The 18,155-nt window shown below is 67.1% G+C and carries 16 protein-coding genes, 1 tRNA gene and 1 pseudogene; 6 read left to right on the top strand and 12 right to left on the bottom strand.

Features of this window, described 5'->3' with window-relative positions; all coding sequences use genetic code 11:
* Positions 1-30: 30 nt before the first annotated feature.
* Positions 31-1,989 carry a molecular chaperone DnaK gene (gene dnaK / locus BM070_RS08630; RefSeq protein WP_092939175.1) on the bottom strand — a complete coding sequence of 653 codons (1,959 nt, stop codon included), beginning with the start codon at positions 1,987-1,989 and terminating at the stop codon, positions 31-33.
* A 162-nt stretch (positions 1,990-2,151) separates the two neighbouring features.
* Positions 2,152-2,706 carry a nucleotide exchange factor GrpE gene (grpE, locus tag BM070_RS08625; RefSeq protein ID WP_092939174.1) on the bottom strand — a complete coding sequence of 185 codons (555 nt, stop codon included), beginning with the start codon at positions 2,704-2,706 and terminating at the stop codon, positions 2,152-2,154.
* A 238-nt stretch (positions 2,707-2,944) separates the two neighbouring features.
* On the opposite strand from grpE, the gene rpsF reads away from it, so the two are divergent.
* From rpsF to dnaB, 5 genes are all read left to right on the top strand, one after another.
* Positions 2,945-3,328 carry a 30S ribosomal protein S6 gene (rpsF, locus tag BM070_RS08620; protein ID WP_092939173.1) on the top strand — a complete coding sequence of 128 codons (384 nt, stop codon included), beginning with the start codon at positions 2,945-2,947 and terminating at the stop codon, positions 3,326-3,328.
* Between the two features lie 23 nt (positions 3,329-3,351).
* A complete protein-coding gene (gene priB, locus BM070_RS08615) occupies positions 3,352-3,642 on the top strand; it encodes a primosomal replication protein N (protein WP_092939172.1) in 291 nt (96 codons plus the stop codon).
* Between the two features lie 18 nt (positions 3,643-3,660).
* On the top strand, positions 3,661-3,942 hold the full coding sequence (rpsR, locus tag BM070_RS08610; RefSeq protein WP_011794373.1) for a 30S ribosomal protein S18: 282 nt from the start codon (positions 3,661-3,663) through the stop codon (positions 3,940-3,942).
* Between the two features lie 11 nt (positions 3,943-3,953).
* A complete protein-coding gene (rplI, locus tag BM070_RS08605; protein WP_092939171.1) occupies positions 3,954-4,406 on the top strand; it encodes a 50S ribosomal protein L9 in 453 nt (150 codons plus the stop codon).
* A 172-nt stretch (positions 4,407-4,578) separates the two neighbouring features.
* Positions 4,579-6,000: a replicative DNA helicase gene (gene dnaB / locus BM070_RS08600; protein ID WP_092939252.1), complete on the top strand. Its 1,422-nt coding sequence runs from the start codon at positions 4,579-4,581 to the stop codon at positions 5,998-6,000.
* 21 nt (positions 6,001-6,021) lie between these two features.
* Here dnaB and BM070_RS08595 read toward each other — a convergent pair.
* A pseudogene (locus BM070_RS08595) lies at positions 6,022-10,029 on the bottom strand (AMP-binding protein); the annotation flags it as partial.
* On the opposite strand from BM070_RS08595, the gene BM070_RS25105 reads away from it, so the two are divergent.
* Entirely contained in the window at positions 9,967-10,260 is a 294-nt protein-coding gene (locus tag BM070_RS25105) for a hypothetical protein (protein WP_245785160.1), read from the top strand. The pseudogene BM070_RS08595 and the gene BM070_RS25105 sit on opposite strands and share 63 nt — an antisense overlap.
* Positions 10,261-10,305: 45 nt before the next feature.
* Here the strand turns inward: BM070_RS25105 and BM070_RS08590 are convergent, their stop codons facing one another.
* The 9 genes from BM070_RS08590 to cysS all read right to left on the bottom strand — a co-directional run bounded on the left by BM070_RS08590 (position 10,306) and on the right by cysS (position 18,131).
* On the bottom strand, positions 10,306-11,055 hold the full coding sequence (locus tag BM070_RS08590) for a thioesterase II family protein (RefSeq protein WP_245785152.1): 750 nt from the start codon (positions 11,053-11,055) through the stop codon (positions 10,306-10,308).
* Positions 11,055-11,291 carry an MbtH family protein gene (locus BM070_RS08585; RefSeq protein ID WP_092939170.1) on the bottom strand — a complete coding sequence of 79 codons (237 nt, stop codon included), beginning with the start codon at positions 11,289-11,291 and terminating at the stop codon, positions 11,055-11,057. The genes BM070_RS08590 and BM070_RS08585 overlap by 1 nt, the downstream gene beginning before the upstream one ends.
* Positions 11,292-11,473: 182 nt before the next feature.
* Entirely contained in the window at positions 11,474-12,019 is a 546-nt protein-coding gene (locus BM070_RS08580; RefSeq protein ID WP_092939169.1) for a sigma-70 family RNA polymerase sigma factor, read from the bottom strand.
* A gap of 361 nt (positions 12,020-12,380) precedes the next feature.
* A tRNA-Ser gene (locus tag BM070_RS08575) sits at positions 12,381-12,473 on the bottom strand.
* A 41-nt stretch (positions 12,474-12,514) separates the two neighbouring features.
* A complete protein-coding gene (locus BM070_RS08570) occupies positions 12,515-13,783 on the bottom strand; it encodes an aspartate kinase (RefSeq protein WP_092939168.1) in 1,269 nt (422 codons plus the stop codon).
* A 118-nt stretch (positions 13,784-13,901) separates the two neighbouring features.
* Positions 13,902-14,855 (bottom strand): tRNA lysidine(34) synthetase TilS, encoded by a 954-nt coding sequence (gene tilS, locus BM070_RS08565; RefSeq protein WP_092939167.1) that lies wholly within the window; start codon positions 14,853-14,855, stop codon positions 13,902-13,904.
* 102 nt (positions 14,856-14,957) lie between these two features.
* A complete protein-coding gene (locus BM070_RS08560) occupies positions 14,958-15,935 on the bottom strand; it encodes an acetyl-CoA carboxylase carboxyltransferase subunit alpha (RefSeq protein WP_092939166.1) in 978 nt (325 codons plus the stop codon).
* Positions 15,936-16,029: 94 nt separating this feature from the next.
* A complete protein-coding gene (locus BM070_RS08555; RefSeq protein WP_434803178.1) occupies positions 16,030-16,662 on the bottom strand; it encodes a DNA-3-methyladenine glycosylase family protein in 633 nt (210 codons plus the stop codon).
* Between the two features lie 86 nt (positions 16,663-16,748).
* A complete protein-coding gene (gene cysS / locus BM070_RS08550; RefSeq protein ID WP_092939164.1) occupies positions 16,749-18,131 on the bottom strand; it encodes a cysteine--tRNA ligase in 1,383 nt (460 codons plus the stop codon).
* Between the last annotated feature and the right edge of the window lie 24 nt (positions 18,132-18,155).

The raw sequence follows: 18,155 nt of genomic DNA, 5'->3' as shown, positions 1-18,155 counted from the left end.
GCTAGCGGATCACTGCGCTCGCGCGGAGGATCAGCCCTTCTTCACTTCCTTGACTTCGGCGTCCACCACGTTGTCGTCGTGGGCGGCGGCACCGGCGGACGATGCGCCACCGGCCGAGGGGCCGCCGGCTGCTTCGGCACCACCCGCCGCAGCGGCTTGCGCGGCCTGGGCGTCGGCGTACATCTTCTCGCCCAGCTTCTGGCTGGCGGACATCAGCGCGGTCGTCTTCTCGTCGATCGCGGCCTTGTCTTCACCCTTGAGGGCTTCTTCCAGGGCCTTCACGGCGGCTTCGATCTGTTCCTTCTCGCCGGCGTCCAGCTTGTCGCCGTGCTCGGACAGGCTCTTGGTCACGCTGTGGACGGCAGCCTCGCCCTGGTTGCGGGCCTGCACCAGCTCCAGCTTCTTCTTGTCGTCGGCCGCGTTCAGTTCGGCGTCCTTGACCATCTTCTGGATCTCTTCTTCCGACAGGCCCGAGTTCGCCTTGATGGTGATCTTGTTTTCCTTGCCGGTGCCCTTGTCCTTGGCGCCCACGTGCAGGATGCCGTTGGCATCGATGTCGAAGCTCACCTCGATCTGCGGCACGCCGCGGCCTGCCGGCGGGATGCCTTCCAGGTTGAACTCGCCCAGCAGCTTGTTGGCGCTGGCGATCTCGCGTTCGCCCTGGAACACCTTGATGGTCACGGCCGGCTGGTTGTCGTCGGCGGTCGAGAAGGTCTGCGCGAACTTCGTCGGGATCGTGGTGTTCTTGCTGATCATCTTGGTCATCACGCCGCCCAGGGTCTCGATGCCCAGCGACAGCGGGGTCACGTCCAGCAGCAGCACGTCCTTGCGGTCGCCCGACAGCACCTGGCCCTGGATGGCGGCGCCCACGGCCACGGCTTCGTCAGGGTTCACGTCCTTGCGGGGTTCCTTGCCGAAGAATTCCTTGACCTTGTCCTGCACCTTGGGCATGCGGGTCATGCCGCCGACCAGGATCACGTCGTTGATGTCGGCGACGTTGATGCCGGCGTCCTTGATGGCCGTGCGGCAGGGAGCGATGGTGCGCTCGATCAGCTCGTCCACCAGGCTTTCCAGCTTGGCGCGGGTCAGCTTGATGTTCAGGTGCTTCGGGCCCGAGGCATCGGCCGTGATGTAGGGCAGGTTGATGTCGGTCGCGGAGGACGAGGACAGCTCGATCTTGGCCTTCTCGGCGGCTTCCTTCAGGCGCTGCAGGGCCAGCACGTCCTTGGACAGGTCCACGCCTTGCTCTTTCTTGAACTCGGCGATGATGAAGTCGATGATGCGCTGGTCGAAGTCTTCGCCGCCCAGGAAGGTGTCGCCGTTGGTGGACAGCACTTCGAACTGCTTTTCGCCATCGACGTCGGCGATCTCGATGATGGACACGTCGAACGTGCCGCCGCCCAGGTCATACACGGCGATCTTGCGGTCGGCCTTGTCCTGCTTGTCCAGGCCGAAGGCCAGGGCCGCAGCGGTGGGCTCGTTGATGATGCGCTTGACGTCCAGGCCCGCGATGCGGCCGGCGTCCTTGGTGGCCTGGCGCTGGGCGTCGTTGAAGTAGGCCGGCACCGTGATCACGGCTTCGGTCACCGGCTCGCCCAGGTAGTCCTCGGCGGTCTTCTTCATCTTGCGCAGCACTTCGGCGGAAATCTGCGGGGGAGCCAGCTTGTTGCCGCGCACTTCCACCCAGGCGTCGCCGTTGTCGGCCTTGGCGATGGAGTAGGGCATCAGGTCGATGTCCTTCTGGACTTCCTTTTCCTCGAACTTGCGGCCGATCAGGCGCTTGGCGGCGTAGATCGTGTTCTTGGGGTTGGTCACGGCCTGGCGCTTGGCCGAGGCGCCGACGAGGATGTCGCCGTCTTCCTGGTAGGCAATGATGGACGGGGTGGTGCGGGCACCTTCGCTGTTCTCGATCACGCGGGTCGTGTTGCCCTCCATGATCGCGACGCAGCTATTGGTGGTGCCCAGGTCGATACCGATGATTTTTCCCATGTTGTTCTCCTCAGAATCTGAAAAAAGTGGATGACCGTAACTTGTGGATAACTTGTCCTGGTTCAAGCCGGCGCATCAGAAAAATTTGGGTGGCCCAGCCCGGGGTGGGCCGGGCGGCCGGCCCGCTCGCGCGGGCCTTGGCGGGCCGTTGAGCCTTGCGCCTTACTTGGGCGCCGTCACCGTGACCAGGGCGGGCCGCAGCACGCGCTCGGCGATCACGTAGCCCTTTTGCAGCACGGAGACCACGGTGTTGGGTTCCTGCTCAGCCGGCACCACGCTGATCGCCTGGTGCTTGTGCGGGTCGAACTTCTCGCCGGCGGCCGGGTTGATGGCCAGCACCTTGTTGCGCTCGAGCGCGGCGGTGAGCTGGCGCAGCGTGGCGTCGGAGCCTTCGCGCAGCTGCTCGGGCGTCGCGTCCTTGATGGCGAGGGCCGCGGCCAGGCTGTCGGCCACCGGCAGCAGGCTCTCGGCGAAGCTCTCGATGCCGAACTTGCGGGCCTTGGAGACTTCTTCCTCGGCGCGGCGGCGGGCGTTCTCTGCCTCGGCCTTGGCGCGCAGGAACTGGTCGGCCAGGTCGGCGCTCTTGGCCTTGAGCTCGGCCAGCTCGTTCTGCAGGCGGCTCAGTTCATCGGAGGCATGGGCCGCCATCGCGGCTTCGACTTCTTCGGGCGCGGGCTGCTGGGGCGCAGGGGCGTTGGCTGGATGGTTGTCGGACATGTCGGTCGATGGTTGGGGGAAGAAAAAGAAACGATATGCGCGGAGATCGGTGCGGACCGGAGGATTTCAAGCGCCACTGCCACAATCCGGCTTCCGGCGTGTGCCCGGGGCGGCATGCTCGGCCCTCCAGTCAGCCTGCGAGTGTACAAGCTGGGAGGTGCGCGCTATAATCGCCGGCTTTGCCTTGCCACACTGCTTCAAGAGACGCAGCAGGTGGTGTCATCCAGAAGGAGTTTGCATGCGTCATTACGAAATCATCTTGTTGATCCACCCGGATCAAAGCGAACAGGTTCCAGCCATGCTGGAGCGCTACAAGGGCATGATCACTGCCGGCGGCGGCAAGGTCCACCGCGTGGAAGACTGGGGCCGCCGTCAACTGGCGTACCTGATCAACAAGCTCGCCAAGGCCCACTACCTGTGCGTGAACATCGAAGCCGACCAGGCCGTGATGGCTGAACTGGAGCACGCCTTCAAGTTCAACGACGCCGTGCTGCGCCACCTGACGGTCCAGAAGAAGAAGGCCGAAACCGGCGCTTCTTCCATGATGAAGACCGTCGAGCGCGAAGAAGCGCGCAAGGCCAGCCAGGCTGAATTCGCAGCCGCCGAGCGCGAATCGCGCTGATCGGCAGCTCCAAGCCGGGAGATGTGGAAAACCGCGTTGCGCTGACGGCCTGTATCGGCGAGGCGAAAGCCTTGCGCTACACGCCGGCCGGATTGCCTGCGCTGGACTTGCGGCTCGAACACGAGTCGCAGCAGCAGGAAGCAGGCGCGCAGCGTGAGGTCCGTGCAGCCGTGAAGGCCGTGGCGTTCGGCGCCCTGGCGGAGCGGCTGGCTCGGCAGGCTCTGGGGAGCCGCTGGAAGTTCCAGGGTTTCCTCGCCACGCCGCGCAACGGCAAGGGTCTGGTCTTCCACATCCAGGATATTCAACAAGATTAATTTTCAAGGGGTCCGAAAATGGCCACGTTCAAGAAGTTCAACAAAGACAAGCGCCCGAAGCGCAACACCCAGTCCCTGCTGTTCAAGCGCAAGCGCTTCTGCCGCTTCACGGTCGCTGGCGTGGAAGAGATCGACTACAAGGATGTCGACACCCTGCGTGACTTCATCGCCGAAAACGGCAAGATCATCCCCGCGCGCCTGACCGGCACGCGCGCCATCTACCAGCGTCAGCTGAACACCGCCATCAAGCGCGCTCGCTTCCTGGCCCTGGTGCCCTACAGCGACCAGCACAAGATCTAAGGAGCCCGACCATGCAAATCATTCTGCTCGACAAGGTCGTGAACCTCGGTAACCTGGGCGAAATCGTCAAGGTCAAGGACGGCTACGCACGCAACTTCCTGATCCCGTCGGGCCGCGCCCGCCGCGCCACGGAAGCCAACAAGGCCGAGTTCGAAGCCAAGCGCGCCGAACTGGAAAAGGCTGCTGCCGCCAAGCTGGCTGAAGCCCAGACCCAAGGCGAAAAGCTGGGCGGCACGACCGTCAAGCTGACGCAAAAGGCTGGCGTGGACGGCCGTCTGTTCGGTTCCGTCACCAACCACGACATCGCCGAAGAGCTGAACAAGCAAGGCTACTCGGTCGTCAAGGCCCAGATCCGCCTGCCCAACGGCCCGATCAAGACCGTCGGCGACAGCACGGTCAGCGTGGCACTCCACACCGACGTGGTCGTGGAAGTCACCATCTCGGTGTACGGCGAAACCGCCTGACCACCCACTCACTCTGCATGAGAATGCAGAGCGCAGCGAAGGCCGCCCCTGGGCGGCTTTTGCGTTTTCTGGCGCCTGCTGAATCCACCGCCTGTCAACGGCTTGTCCACAGCATTGTCCCCAGCCGCTGCCCGTGGCGGCTGCCGTCCCTGACGCTCAAGGAGTTCCTCCCATGTCTGCCGTGATGCCCCCCCTGGACGACGATTTCACCCTGCCGCACCCGATCGACAAGGAAGTGGCCAAGCTGCGCGTGCCGCCGCACTCCATCGAGGCGGAATCCAGCGTGCTGGGTGGTCTGCTGCTGGACAACAACGCCTGGGACCGGGTGGGCGACCTGCTGGTGGACAGCGACTTCTACCGGCACGAGCACCAGCAGATCTATGCCGCCATCGGCAAGCTGATCAACGCCAGCAAGCCGGCCGACGTGATCACGGTCTTCGAGGAGCTGCAGAGCCTGGGCAAGGCCGAGGAGGTGGGCGGCATCGCCTACCTCAACAGCCTGGCGCAGTACGTGCCCAGCGCCAGCAACATCCGCCGCTACGCGGAGATCGTGCGCGAGCGCTCCATCCTGCGCAAGCTGGTCACGGCCAGCGACGAGATCTCGACCAACGCCTTCAACCCCATGGGCAAGACGGTCGAGAAGATCCTGGACGAGGCCGAGGCCAAGATCTTCGCCATCGGCGAAGAGGGCTCGCGCAGCAAGCAGGGCTTCCAGTCGCTGGACACCCTGGTGATCGACCTGCTGGACCAGGTCCAGGAGATGGCCGACAACCCCATGGACGTGACCGGCGTGCCCACAGGCTTCGCCGATCTGGACCGCATGACCTCGGGCCTGCAGGCCGGCGACATGATCGTGCTGGCCGCGCGTCCCTCCATGGGCAAGACCTCGTTCGCGGTGAACATCGCCGAGCACGTGGCGCTCAACGAAGGCCTGCCCGTGGCCATCTTCTCGATGGAAATGGGCGCGGCCCAGCTCGCGGTGCGTATCGTGGGCTCGATCGGCCGCGTGAACCAGGGCAATCTGCGCACCGGCAAGCTGACCGACGAGGAATGGCCGCGCCTGACCGAAGCCATCGAGCGCCTGCGCACCGTGTCGCTGCACATCGACGAAACGCCGGGCCTCTCGCCCGGGGAACTGCGGGCCAATGCCCGCCGGCTGGCGCGGCAGTGCGGCAAGCTCGGCCTCATCGTGGTGGACTACCTGCAGCTCATGAGCGGCTCGGGCTCGAACAGCTCCGACAACCGCGCCACCGAACTGGGCGAGATCTCGCGGGGCCTGAAGATGCTGGCCAAGGAGCTGCAATGCCCGGTGATCGCGCTGTCGCAGCTCAACCGCTCGGTGGAGCAGCGCACCGACAAGCGGCCCATGATGTCCGACCTGCGCGAATCCGGCGCCATCGAGCAGGATGCGGACATCATCATGTTCATCTACCGCGACGACTACTACAACAAGGACTCCAAGGAGCCCAACGTGGCCGAGGTCATCATCGGCAAGCAGCGGAACGGCCCGACGGGCACGGTCAAGCTCTTCTTCCAGAAGAACCAGACGCGCTTCGAGAACCTGGCCGTGGGCTACGGCGGCGACGACTACTGACGCGGCCCGTCGCCTCTGCAGGCTTGGGCATGAAAAAGCCTCCGTGTCCTGGTGCCGGCGGATGAGCTGGGTGATGCGTTCGGGGTCGCGCTGCTCGCCGGGCTGTGCGAGCACGAGTCGTGCGCCGCAGCTCAGGGGCCAGAAGATTTCCCAGCAGGAGACGTCGAAGCCGATGGGGGCCTTGTGCAGCACGGTGTCTGCGGCTTGCGGTTGCAGGCGGTAGCTGCGCTGCATCCAGGCCATGCAGCTGTGCAGGGCCTGGTGGCGGATGGCCGCGCCCTTGGGCTGGCCGGTGGAGCCGGAGGTGTAGATGACGTAGGCGAGGTGTTCGCCGTGCAGGGGGATATCCGGTTCGGTATCGGGCTCGGCGTTCAGGTCGAGTTCGCCCATATCCAGGGACTGAAGTCCTGCCCGCTCGGGCACCAGTCCCCGGGTGGCTTCGTGGATCAGCAGCAGCTGGATGCCGCTGCCAGCCGCCATGGCGGCCAGCCGCGCACCGGGCTGGTCCGGGTCCAGCGGCAGATAAGCGCCGCCGGCCTTGAGGATGGCGAGGATGCCGACGATGAGCTCGGGCGAGCGCTGCATGGCGATGCCCACCAGGGTGTCCGGGCCCACGCCCTGACGCCGCAGCCGGTGGGCCAGCTGGCTGGATCGGCGGTTGAGCTGGCCGTAGGTCCAGACTTCATCGGCGAAGAGCAGCGCGGTGGCCTGCGGGTTCTGGCGGGCGATCTGGCGGTGGATGGGCTCGAAGGCGGGTTCGCGCCCGGGGTTGATGGACCAGGCGGCCAGCTGGGCCTGCTCGGAGACGCTCAGCAGGGCCACGTCGCCCACGGCACGTTCTGGCGTGGCAGCGAGGGCCTGCAGGATGGCCGTGTAGTGGCCGCTCAGACGGCCCATCGCTTCGGGCGTGAAGAGATCAGCCGCATAGATCAGGTCCAGCCGCAGGCTGCCGTCGAGCGATTCACGCGCCTCCAGCACCAGCTCGAACTGCGCCTGCAGATCGGGCATGGGCTGATGCCGCACTTCCAGCCCGCCGATGGCGCCGAACGCGGAGTGGTCCTCGATCAGATGATTGAGCATGACCTGGAACAGCGGGTTCTCGCCCGCGCCCCGGTCGGGCTGCAGCGCCTGCACCAGCTGGTCGAAAGGCAGGTCCTGATGCGCCTGCGCGCCCAGCACCATCTCGCGGGCCTGGGCGAGCACGTCGCGCAGGGGCATGCGCCTATCGATCCGCCCCGGCAGCACCAGCGTGTTGACGAAAAGGCCCACCACACGCTCGACCTCCGCCCGATGGCGGTTGGCCATGGCCGTGCCGATGCGGATGTCGCCCTGCCCCGTGAGCCGATGCAGCAGCGTCTGCAGGCCGGCCAGCAGCGTGACGAACAGCGTCGTGCCAGCCTCGGCCGCCGTCCCACGCAGGCCGGCGAGCAGCGGCGCGGGCAGCGCGAAGCCGTGGCGCGCGGCGCGCAGGCGCTCGCCCTGCGGCGGGCGCGGTCGGTCGGTGGGCCATTCCAGCCGAGGGTGGGCATCTCCCAGTTGCTCGCGCCACCACGCCAGCTGGCGAGCGCCCTCGCCTGCGGCCAGCCAGTCGCGCTGCCAGGCGGCGTAGTCGGCGTACTCCACGGGCAGAGGGGCCCAAGGCATGGCGGCCTGGCCGCTGCACTTGGCGGCATAGCCTGCGGCCAGCTCGTCCATCAGCACCTGCATGGAGGCGCCATCGGTCACGATGTGGTGCATCGCCAGCACCAGCACCTGGTCGTCGTCCGTGAGGCGCAGCCAGGCGGCGCGCACGAGATCGCCATGCGCCAGATCGAAAGGCCGGGCGGCGACATCGCGCAGGGCCTGGTCCACGCTCTTTTCACGCTCGGCGGCGGGCAGGCTGCGCAGGTCCGTGATCGTCAGGGGCAGGTGCGCGTCTGCGCCGATCCACTGCCGCGCCGAGCCTTGTTCGTCGGCCGAGAAGCGCGTGCGCAAGGATGCGTGGCGCGCACGCAGGCCGTTCAGCGTGGCCTGAAGCGCATCGCCATCCAGCGGGCCGCCGATGTGCAGCGCCGCGCAGACGTGATAGGCCGTACCGGCCGGGTCCATGCGCCAAAGGAACCACTGGCGCTCCTGCGCGTGGGAGAGCGGCAGGCCGGCCGAATGTGCTTCAGCCGGCAGCACGGGCATGGCGGCCGGCGCTGCCGCGGTACCCTGCGCCACGCGGTCGCGGATCAGCGCCGCGCAGTCCTGCAGGCGCGGGTGCTCGAACATCAGCCGCACCGGGAACGTGATGCGCCAGCGCGCCGCGATGCGGGCCGCGGCCTGCGTGGCCGAGAGCGAATTGCCGCCGCTGGTGAAGAAATGCGCGTCACGCGGCAAGGGCTGGTCGCCGCTGCGGCGCAGCACGCTGCGCCAGATGGCATCCAGCTCGCGCTCGGTCTCGTCGGCCGGCGCCACTGCAGCAGCCGGCGTCTGCGCCGCAGGGCCGCCGCGCACGAAGGCGCCGAATTCGTAGATGGCATAGGCGTCGGCGCTGCGGTCGAGCCAGCCTGTGCGGCAGGCACTGCGTTGCAGCTTGCCGCTGGTGGTCTTGGGCAGTCCGCCGGGGTTGAGCAGCACGACCACCGACAAGGGTTCGCCCAGCGATTCGCTGACGGCAGCGCTCAGCGCCTCCACCAGGGCCGCGGGCGGCACCAGCTTCTGCATGCTGCGCGAGACCTCGGCAGCGACGCCGATGCCTTCGCCATCCGGCCCCTGCACCGCGAACACCGCCACGCGGCTCTTGCGCACCGCGTCCACCTCGGCCTCGATTGTCCGCTCCACGTCCTGCGGGTAGATGTTGTGCCCGCGCACGATGATCAGGTCCTTGATGCGGCCGGTGACGTAGAGCTCGCCCGCGTCGCACATAAAGCCCAGGTCACCCGTGCGCAGCCAGCGCAGCCCGCCGCGCTCGACAAAGGTCCGCCGCGTGGCCTCTTCATTGCGCCAGTAGCCGGCGGCCACGCTAGGGCCGCTGAACCAGATCTCGCCGATCACGCCCGGCGCCACGTCGGCCTGGGTCTGCGGATCGACGATGGCCAGCGCATGTCCAGAAGGCACCGTGCCGCAGCTCACGAACAAGGGGCCTGCGGCATCGGGCACGCCGCGCCCGGCCGCCAGCGCCTCGGCGTCGAAGCCGCGCACCGTCATGCCCTGGCCCTGCGGCGCGGCGGTGACGAACAGCGTGGCTTCGGCCAGGCCATAGCACGGGAAGGCCGCGCCAGGGCGCAGGCTCGCGGGCGCGAAGCGCGCGAGGAAGTCCTGCTCGGTATCGGCGCGCACGGGCTCGGCGCCGGTGTAGGCGCATTCCCAGGCCGAGAGATCGAGCGTTGCGACCTGCGCGTCGCGCACGCGTTCCAGGCACAGGCGGAAAGCGAAGTCGGGGCCGCCACTATGGGTGGCACGGTGGCGCGAGATGAGTTCGAGCCAACGCATCGGCCGTTCGAGAAAATAGCGCGGCGAAGTCAGCACCACCTCGATGCCGCAATAGAGCGGCAGCAGCAGGCCGCAGATCAGGCCCATGTCGTGATAGAGCGGCGCCCAGGTCACGAACCGGGAATCGGTCCGGATGGCGAAGCGGTCCGCCATGGCCAGCTCGTTGGCCATCAGGCAGGCATGGGTGACGATCACGCCCTTGGGCGCGGAGGTGGAGCCCGACGTGTACTGCAGGAAAGCGATGTCCTCGCCCGCCGGCTCCCAGGGCCGCCAGCCATCGGCCTGGGCAATGTCGATCGCATCGACCGCGATGGTCTGCGCGCCTTCGAAGGCCGCGCCGCTGTCCGCGATGGCGCCGGCCAGCGCGGCCGAGGTGAGCACGCACCGGGCCTGCGCATCGGCGGCCACGCCCATGAGCCGCGCCAGGTGCTGCGGCCGCATCGATTCCGGCGGGAAGATGGGCACGGCGATCACGCCGCTGTAGAAGCACGCCAGCATGCAGACGGCGTAGTGGTCTCCGTTGTCCAGCATGACGAGCGCCCGCTCGCCGGGCGCGAAGTCCTGCTGCAGCACGGCGGCCAGGGCGCGCACACGGCGCTCGAACACCGCGTAGGTGATGGGCAACTCGGCATAGGTGCCGCCGACGTCGTCGGCAACGGTGAGCCAGAGCTCATCGGGGCGGCGCAGTGCGAGATCGCGCAGGTGGGCGACGAAGTTGCCGGGCCGGCGGCCGGTGGATTCGGTCACGAGCATGTCGTTCCTATCGAAGAATGCGGCGCGCACGCGCGGCGCGCGCCCGGTTGAATGCAGACGGGGATGAATGGCAGCAGGCGGCGCCGGCGAAGGCGCTCAGGCCGGCTCCTGCAGCGCAAGGCGGGCCCCTGCGCCGATCTGCCCGAGGCGCTGCGCGAGTGCCGCGAGAAAGGCGTCTTCCGCACTGCGGATGAAGAAGTGGCCGCCGCCGAAGTCATCGAGCGTGAAAGCCTCGCTCGTCTCGGCGGACCAGGCCTGCATGGGCTGCAGGCCGATCGGGTCATCACGCCCGGCAAAGGCATGCACGGGCAACGGCATCGGCACCGCCGTGCGGGGCGCGAAGCTGCCGCAAACGCGGTAGTCGGCACGCAGCAGCGCCAGCGTGAGCCGCAGCAGCTCTTCGTGCGCAAAAACCGCCTCAGGCGTTCCGCCCTGCCGCCGCAGATCAGCCACCAGCGCAGCGTCGTCGTGCGACTCCCCGAAGCGGTCCACGCCGCGCTGCGACGGCGCGGCACAGGCCGAGACCAGCAGCGCACGCGGCAGCGGCCGGCCCAGCGCCTGCAGTCGGCGCGCCATGCCGCAGGCCAGCAGGGCACCCATGCTGTGGCCGAACAAGGCGAAATCGCCTCGCAGAAGATGCGCGTTCTCGGCGCAGAGCCGCGCCACCAGCGTGCCGAAGTCTTCGACCGCAGCCTCGGCGATGCGCACGCCGCGCCCCGGCAGCTCCAGCGGCACCAGTTGGATGGAAGCCGGCAGCAACCGGCGCCAGCGCAGGTACATGGTGGCGCTGGCACCCGCGCACGGCAGGCACAGCAGCGTGATCGGGGCAGCCAGCGCGTGAGGCATCAGGCCGCCGCGCTCCGCTCCTGCGCATCCATCCACTCGCGCAGCGAACGCGGACGCATGTCGGTCCAGGCACTGTCGATATAGGCCAGCACGGTCTTCTTGTCGCCGCGCACGCCATCCACCGCGCGCCAGCCGCCCGGCACGGCCTTCCAGTGAGGCCAGATGGAGTATTGGTCTTCGTGATTGACGAGCACGATGAAAGTCTCGTCCTCCCGATCGAAGCAGCTGATCGACATAGGCGCATATCCCGGTGGTTGAACATCTCGGAGCGCCCGGCGGCGAACGCGGCCCTTTTCGAATCACGGCGCTCCTGCTGACATGACGTTGCAGGAGGCCGGCCGTTCAGCCCTGCCGGACTGCATCTGCGATGCCGCGCAACGACACCGCCACCGCGCGTGCAGCAAGCGCGGCAGCAGGCTCAATGCCGTTCGGCATCCAGCAATTGATGGCCGCAGGAGCGGATGGCGTCGGTCGCCTCCGCGATCAGGCTGTTGACCAGCCCCAGCGCACACCCCAGGCGCTTGGCGATCTCGCGCTGGGTCAGGCCCTCGATGCGATGGAACTCGAAAGCCTGCCGCGTGCGCTTGGGCAGCGCCGCCAGCGCCCTTTCGATGGCCGCGATGACCTGCCGCTCGCACAGCCTGCGGTCGGGCGTGCACAGCGCCGGCGTATCGACCAATTCGACATCGGTGTCGAAGCAGCGATAGGTGGACTCCACACGCAGGCGGCGGCAATAGTCCAGCGCCATGTTGCGCACCACCTGGCAGCAGTAGCCCATGGGCCGGTCCACGCTGCGCTCGCACGAGCCATCCGCGATTCTCAGATAGGCATCCTGCATGACGTCATCCGCCACCTCGGCGGTAGACACGATCTTGCGAGCCACCCTCCAGAGGTGGGCCCGGTTCTCAACAAACACCTCTGCCACTGCAGCAGAGCCCTGAAGTTCACAAAAAGTTGCCGACATTCAACTCTCTCCAAAACGAAGTCGAGCGCCTGGTTTTTTGGCAACGTCAGCAGGGAATGAATGATAATTATTAACAATTACTGACGAACAGACGCGATGGGTTCGTCGTGGGGACCGCGATGATACATCCGGGGAGAGTGCGTTCCGGCCTGAGACGCCGCCGTTTTCATGCAAAGAAACGGCCGACCGCTTTCGGCTGCGTCGCATCACCACCTGAAGGGCTCTGACAGCCCTCGGCAGCACGCGCGCCGACTGCGGACTGGGCGGGCGAATAAATTACCGACGCCGCTTTGCAAGCTCAGAACAAGCCGCAGAAAAGGAAAAAGCCCCAAGTGAATGAATCACTTGGGGCTTTTGTACCTGGCGGAAACGGAGGGATTCGAACCCTCGATGAGGCTCTACACCCCATACTCCCTTAGCAGGGGAGCACCTTCGGCCACTCGGTCACGTTTCCAATCCCGCTATTATGCCTCAATTTGAGGCCTCTTCAGGCAATCAGGCTGCGGGTTGATCCAGTTCGAACGCCTTGTGCAGCGTGCGCACAGCCAGTTCGACGTACTTTTCGTCGATGACGACCGAGGTCTTGATTTCGGAGGTGGAGATCATCTGGATGTTGATGCCCTCTTCGCTCAGCACGCGGAACATCTTGGCGGCCACGCCCACGTGGCTGCGCATGCCGATGCCGACGATGCTGACCTTGCAGATCTTGGCGTCGCCCACGACTTCCTGGGCTCCCAATGCGGGCAGCACCTTGTCCTTGAGCAGGTCGATGGTGCGGGCGTAGTCGCCGCGGTTCACCGTGAAGCTGAAGTCGGTCTTGCCGTCCTTGCTCAGGTTCTGGATGATGACGTCCACCTCGATGTTGGCTTCGGCCACGGCGCCCAGGATCTGGTAGGCGATGCCGGGCGTGTCGGGCACGCCGAGGACGGAGACCTTGGCCTCGTCGCGGTTGAAAGCGATGCCGGATACGACGGCTTGTTCCATTTTTTCGTCTTCCTCAAAAGTGATCAGCGTGCCGGAGCGGGCTTCTTCGTCGATGTCGATGTCCCAGGGCGTGAAGCTGGAGAGCACGCGCAGTGGCACGCGGTACTTGCCGGCAAATTCCACCGAGCGGATCTGCAGCACCTTGCTGCCGAGGCTGGCCATCTCCAGCATTTCCTCGAAGCTAACGGTGGCCAGGCGGCGCGCTTCCTGCACGACGCGCGGGTCGGTCGTATAGACGCCGTCCACGTCGGTGTAGATCAGGCATTCGGCGGCCTTCATGGCGGCGGCGACGGCGACGGCGGAGGTGTCGGAGCCGCCGCGGCCCAGCGTGGTGATGTGGCCGTGCTCGTCGATGCCCTGGAAGCCCGTGACGATGACGACCTTGCCGGCGGCGAGGTCGGCGCGCACGCGCTTGTCATCGATGGATTCGATGCGGGCCTTGGTGTAGGCGCTGTCGGTGCGGATGGGCACTTGCCAGCCGGCGTAGCTCACCGACTCCATGCCTTCGGCCTGCAGGGCGATGGCCAGCAGAGCGGAAGAAGCCTGCTCGCCGGTAGCGGCCAGCATGTCGAGTTCGCGGTGATAGGCGGAGCTGGCACGCGATGGCGCCAGGTCTTTGGCCAGCCCGAGCAGGCGGTTGGTTTCGCCACTCATGGCGCTGGGCACCACCACCATCTGGTGGCCTGCCCGAGCCCACTTGGCCACGCGCTTGGCGACGTTGCGGATGCGCTCCGTGGAGCCCATCGACGTGCCGCCGTATTTATGAACGATCAGTGCCATTGGATTTCTGGATTGACGAGCCCCGAAGGGCCGGGCGCGAAAGGATGAAGAAGAGAAAGGGAAGGAATGCACGCGTTCTGGCGCGCCGCCGGCTTGTACAAAAGCCGGAAACCAGAACCTAGGAATTGTACCAACCGAGCACCGCTCCCTCGCGCACGGCGAAGCCCCCGCCCACGCGGATGTGGATGCGGTGGCCGCGCGTGGTGCAGGCCGCGATCTGGGACTGCAGCTGGGCCAGCTGGGCGGTGGACGCGGCCACGCCGTGCGCGGTGCGCAGCCAGTGGCGCAGCACGTTCGCCTGCCGCGCGTGGCTCAGGCCCTGCAAGGCGGCGATGCGCGGTGGCGCCCCGCCGCACGCGGCCAGGTCGATGGCCGCCAGTTCATGCAGCAGCTCACCCGCCTGCGCGGCGTGGGCCGCGCTGCGCGCGAAGGTATCGCGGAACTGCGGGAACACGTCCTCCAGCACCGGCAGCAGCCGGTGCCGGATGCGGTTGCGGGTGTAGCGCTCGTCGGCGTTGGTCGGGTCCTCGACCCAGCCCCCGCCTTGCGCCTGCAGCCAGGCGCGCACGTCGCGGCCGGCCACCTGCAACAGGGGCCGGTGCCAGGTGATGCCGCCGCGCTCCCACCGGGCGGGCATCGCGGCCAGGCCGGGTGCGCCCGCGCCGCGAGAAAGCGCCAGCAGCAGGGTCTCGGCCTGGTCGTCGGCATGCTGGGCGATTGCTATGTTGTCGATAGCTGGCTGCTCAGGCTGAGCAAGGGCCAGTGCCGCCAAGGCCTGGTAACGGGCCCGGCGGGCCGCATCTTCGGGGCTCTGGCCGGGCTGGGGCCGCCCGTCGGTGCGCTGGCTGCGCAGCGGGATGCCCAGGGACTGGCACAGCGCCATGCAGTGCGACTCGAACCCGTCGGCCGCCGCCTGCAGGCCGTGGTGGACGTGCAGCGCCACGATCTGCCCCGGCCAGCGCGCGTGGCAGGCCAGCAGCAGCGCGGTGGAATCAGCGCCGCCGCTCAGGCCCACGCCCAGCGGCAGGCCGGGGGCGAAGGCCTGCAGGGCGGCATCGAAGGATTGGGTCATGCGTTGCGCCCTGCCCTGCGGCACGCCCAGTAAAAAGCGGCCCCGCAGGGCCGCTCGTGGCGGGTGGCGGGCGCCGCATTCACGGCCGCCCCGCTCGCTGCGTCAGCGGGCTTCGGCCTTGGTGTCGTTGAAGCGGCCATAGCTTTGCAGCCGGTCGTAGCGGCGGTCCAGCAGATCCTTGGTCTTGAGGTCGGCCAGCTGGCGGTAGGCATCGCCCAGCGCGCGCTTGAGGAAGGCGGCCATCTGCTTGGCGTCGCGGTGAGCGCCGCCCACGGGCTCGCTCACGATCTTGTCCACGAGGCCCAGGGCCTTGAGGCGGTGCGCGGTGATGCCCATGGCGTCGGCCGCGTCCTGGGCCTTGTCGCCCGTCTTCCAGAGGATGGACGCGCAGCCTTCGGGGCTGATGACCGAGTAGATGGAGTACTGCAGCATGATGACCTGATCGGCCACGCTGATGGCCAGCGCGCCGCCGGAGCCGCCTTCGCCGATCACGGTGGTGATGATGGGCACTTCGAGCTGCGCCATCTCGAAGATGTTGCGGCCGATGGCTTCGGACTGGCCGCGCTCTTCGGCGTCGATGCCGGGGTAGGCGCCGGGCGTATCGACGAAGGTGAACACCGGCAGCTGGAATTTCTCGGCCGTCTTCATCAGGCGCAGGGCCTTGCGGTAGCCCTCGGGGCGGCTCATGCCGAAGTTGCGCGCGGCGCGCTCCTTGGTGTCGCGGCCCTTCTGCTGGCCGATGACCATGCAGGGCTGGCCGTTGAAGCGGGCCAGGCCGCCGACGATGGAGAGGTCGTCCGCGAAGTGGCGGTCACCGTGCATCTCGACGAAGTCGGTGAAGATTTCGCCCACGTAGTCCATGGTGTAGGGACGCTCGGGATGGCGGGCGATCTTGGTGATCTGCCAGGGCGTGAGGTCGCCGTAGATGTCCTTGGTGAGCTGATGGCTCTTCTTGCTGAGCTGATCGATCTCGTCGGAGATGTCCACCGCGCTTTCCGTTTGCACGTAGCGCAGTTCTTCGATTTTGGATTCGAGCTCGGCGATGGGCTGCTCGAAGTCCAGGAATGTTTTCTTTGCCAACTTGATTCTCCTTGGGCGGGATGGGGTGCCCAGTCTTTTGTGCTGCAGATACGTGCGACGAAACGGCGCCTTGGGAAGAGGCCCAGGCGCCGGATCAGTAGTCCACAGGCAGGGGAGCGAGAGAGCGCCAAATATACCAACTCGCCACGCTGCACCAGGGCTTCCACGCATCGGCCACCTCGCGCGCATCGCTGCGGCTGACGGGGTCGCCGGAAAAATAATGCTGGCTGATGCCGCTGATGAGGCTGGCGTCGTCCAGGGGCAGCACGTTGGGCCGCGCCAGATGGAAGATGAGGAACATGTCGGCCGTCCAGCGGCTGATGCCGCGGATGGCGACCAGCTCGCGGGTGATGGCGTCATCGTCCATCGCGCCCCAGTCCTTGACGTGCAGGCGGCCGGAATCGAAATGCAGCGCCAGGTCCACCAGGTAGTCCACCTTGCGGGCGGACAGGCCTGCGGCGCGCATGTCGTCCACCTTGAGCTTGAGCACGTTGGCCGGCGTCATGGCCTGCGGCAGTGCGGCGAAGGCGTCCCACACCTTCTGCGCCGAAGCCACCGACACCTGCTGGCCGACGATGCTGCGCGCCAGCGTGGTGAAGGCATCGCCGCGCTGGCTGAGCGCGACGTCGCCCAGCTCGGGGATCAGCCGCTTCATCACGCGGTCGCGCTTCATGAGGTGCTTGCAGGCCTCGGTCCAGTAATCGGGCGCGAGCGCTGCCGGCGCCATGTCCGACGCCACTATCTTTTTGCTAGGAGCCACCGCTTATCCCACCTGCGCCTGCGGCCGATTGAGCTGAAGGAAGAAGAAAAAATTCATTGCGCGGCCTCCCAGGTCGTACCTGCGGCCGAATCCTTGAGCACGATGCCGCCGGCCAGGAGCTGGGCGCGGATGCGGTCGGCCTCGGCGAAGTCGCGCGCGGCCTTGGCGGCAGCGCGGGCGGCGATCAGCGCCTCGATCGCCTGCTCATCCAGCGCCGTGGCGCCGGCACGCAGGAAGGCCTGCGGGTCCCCCTGCAGCAGCCCCAGGCAACCGGCCAGCGCCTTGAGCAGGCCGGCGGCCTCGGCGGAGCGGGTGCGGTTGACCTCGCCCGCCAGCTCGAACAGCACGGCGACGGCCTCGGGCGTGCCGAAGTCCTCGTCCATGGCCGCCTTGAAGCGGGCGGCGAAGGGGTTGATCCAGTCGATGGCGGCCACGTCCGCCGGAGCCACCAGGCTCAGCGCGGTGTAGAGGCGCTTGAGCGCCTGGCGCGCGTCGTCCAGATGCGCGTCGCTGTAGTTGAGCGCGCTGCGGTAATGGGTGCGCACGATGAAGAAGCGCACGGTCTCCGCGTCGTACTTGGCCAGCACGTCACGGATGGTGAAGAAGTTGCCGAGCGACTTGCTCATCTTCTCGTTATCCACGCGCACGAAGCCGTTATGGACCCAGAAGGCCGCCAGCGGCTTGCCCGAGGCGCCTTCGCTCTGGGCGATCTCGTTCTCGTGGTGCGGGAACTGCAGGTCGGCACCGCCGCCGTGGATGTCGAAGCTCTCGCCCAGCGTGGCGCAGCTCATGGCCGAGCATTCGATGTGCCAGCCGGGGCGGCCCGTGCCGAAGGGGCTGTCCCACTTGGCTTCGGGCGGCTCCTCGGGCTTGGCGGACTTCCAGAGCACGAAGTCGAGCGGATCGTCCTTGCCTTCGAGCACGGCGACGCGCTCGCCGGCGCGCAGCTCGTCCAGCGACTTGCCAGAGAGCTTGCCGTAGCCGGGAAACTTGCGCACCGCGTAATTCATGTCACCGCTGCTGCCCTGGTAGGCCAGGCCCTTGTCCTGCAGCTTGCCGATCAGCGCCAGCATCTGCGGCACGTATTCGGTGGCGCGCGGCTCGATGGAAGGCGGCTCGATGCCGAGCTTGCCGATGTCCTCGTGCATGGCGGCGATCATCTCGTCGGTCAGCTCGCGGATGGTGATGCCGCGCTCCACCGCGCGGCGGATGATCTTGTCGTCGATGTCGGTGATGTTGCGCACGTAGGTCACGCGCAGGCCGCTGCTCTTGAGCCAGCGCTGGACCACGTCGAAGGCCATCATCATGCGGGCATGGCCGATGTGGCACAGGTCGTAGATCGTCATGCCGCACACGTACATGCGCACGTGGCCGGGCTCGATCGGAACAAAGTCTTCCAACGCACGCGACAGCGTGTTGTAGATACGCAAACTCATCGGGAATATCAGTCAGGGTCTGGG

The organism is Paracidovorax wautersii, assembly GCF_900113035.1.
Classification (GTDB): Bacteria; Pseudomonadota; Gammaproteobacteria; order Burkholderiales; family Burkholderiaceae_C; genus Paracidovorax; species Paracidovorax wautersii.
This window is presented reverse-complemented; position numbering and strand designations above follow the sequence as displayed.